The organism is Rothia sp. HMSC062H08, assembly GCF_001810775.1.
Taxonomy (GTDB): domain Bacteria; phylum Actinomycetota; class Actinomycetes; order Actinomycetales; family Micrococcaceae; genus Rothia.
The window spans coordinates 210,531-212,732 of the sequence record NZ_KV802668.1 but is presented as its reverse complement, the minus strand read 5'-3'; the positions used below and the strand labels follow the sequence as shown (position 1 = coordinate 212,732).

Sequence of the window (2,202 nt, the reverse complement as noted above, 5' to 3'; positions counted from 1 at the left end):
AAAGTCCCTCCGAAAAGGAAGGGAAATAGCTACCCGAAAATAGCCCGCAACCATGCGGCAGAAACGGGTGCTTCGCGAGAACCTCGCGGAGGCTACACGCAAAATTATACACTCCAACCACATCTACCCCCGCATAACTCCCTGGCAAGGGAAGAAACCATGCGAGCGACACGCCATGTTCCCGTCACGTACCAGGTTCTCGCTCACACAAAGACCCCCGCCGGGTGCTTCCTAAGCGACCCGGCGAGGGTCCTCACGTATGAGAGGGGTTGGCGCGGTTCAGGTAAACCAGACTAACCAAGCTAACCATGCAAACCGGGCGAGCTTCGAGTCTCACGGGACTAGAAAGAACAGCGCATCAAAACCCGAGCCGGCCAAAGCTCGGCCCCGGCGAACAGCGGAACTAGCGCTCCGCCTCCTCACCCAGCATGCCCTCACGAGCCAACGCAGTCAAACGAGACACCGCACGGAAATACTTCTTCTGATAACCACCAGCCAGCATCTCCTCAGTAAACACCTTGTCAAAAGGCACACCCGAAGAAACAATCGGCAAGTCCTTGTCATACAGGCGGTCAGCCAACACCACAAAACGCAGCGCCACCGACTGCTCAGTAATCGGGTGAACATCACGCCACGCAATACCATCCAGACCATCAATCAGCTGACGGTAACGCGACGGGTGCACCTTCGCCAGGTGCTCCACCAGGTCAGCGAAGTTATCAACACCAACAGTCTGGCCGCCGAACACTTCCTCAACCTTCGCATCAAACGCATCATCAGCAACAGGCTCCGGCGCAGCAGGCAGGCCACGGTGACGGAAATCCTCACCATCCACACGGTGCACCTCAAACTGCGAAGCAAGCACCTGAATCTCACGCTTAAAATCCTCAGCCGCGAAACGGCCCTCACCCAGCGCACCAGGCAGCGTGTTCGAGGTCGCCACAAGCTTCACGCCAGCATCCGCCAGCTCACGCATCAGACGAGACATGAGCACAGTATCACCCGGATCATCCAGCTCAAACTCGTCAATACACACCAGCTTGTAGCTGCTCAACGCCTCAACCGTCTTACGGAACGTCAACGCACCCACCAGGTTCGTGTACTCCACAAAAGTACCGAACGCCTTCGGGCCGTCCACATAATGCCACAGCGACGCCAACAGGTGAGTCTTACCCACACCAAAACCGCCGTCAAGGTACAGGCCAGCCTTCGTCGAATCCTTCTTCTTGCCACCAAACAGGCGACCAAAGAAACCGGCACCAGCACCGCCACCATTAATCTTGTCGCCAAAATCCTTCAGCTTCTGCACGGCCTCAGCCTGCGACGGCTGATTCGGATCAGGAATGTAGCTATCAAAAGACACTTCACCAAAACGCTCAGAGGGGCGGAAACCCGCCAGCAACTCATCAGCAGAAACGCGAGGGATGCGGTCGGTCAAATGTACGGTCGTGGTGGGCACAAAAACTCTTTTCTTCAGTGACGGCGATGTGACTTCCGCTTTAAGTGTAGTACTGTCTAACACCCCGCGTGAGCCGCATGAGTTGCCCGCCACATTACGGGCATGAGGAGGGAATGGGGTGGGATATGCGGGAGGGGCTGCTGGGCTGGGACACGGAGGGCGGGAATGCGAGGGCATGGGCGTTCGGGTGCGGAGGCTGAGGTGGTGTGTGTTTTGGGCAGGGTCTGTCTTGGGCGGGTGCTCTTGGGTGGGCGCTCTTGGGTAGGCGCAGTGTTCGATAGGTTAGTGTCTTCGCCGTGGGTTTTAAACCCGCGAAGGAGGCAATAGCCTATCGAATATTCCCTTAACCTATCGACTATTACTCTGCCCCGCTATCTACTCCCCCTAGATTGCTGTTCATTCTTTCGGTCCGCGGCCCTCTCCCCTGGTCTGCTGCGGGAATTCTTTTATCGGGGAACACTCACCGCTACATGTAAATTCTTTGCGTGCAGGTACTTATTTGATGCATAAAGCATTGAGGTATTCGTATGGTGATGTTTCGTCGCTGTAGCACCCAAAAGAATGCAAACGACCGCAAACATGCGGTAGGGTGGTAACTGTAGTGCTCCACAGCGCATTGATGCGCTTGTTGGGCACACTACGGGGCTGTTTTCCTTCCGGTGGTCAGCTTGACCTACGAATAATGGCTCGACCAGTAACTAAACAACACACCATCACCGATGATAGGAGCGTATCTTCTATGG

General features: G+C 55.7%; 1 protein-coding gene. It reads right to left on the bottom strand.

Annotated elements, in window-relative coordinates; all coding sequences use genetic code 11:
- Positions 1-403 precede the first annotated feature (403 nt).
- The gene (zapE, locus tag HMPREF2765_RS05995) at positions 404-1,459 is read right to left on the bottom strand and encodes a cell division protein ZapE (protein ID WP_005506346.1); all 1,056 of its coding nucleotides are present in this window, start codon (positions 1,457-1,459) and stop codon (positions 404-406) included.
- Positions 1,460-2,202 lie beyond the last annotated feature (743 nt).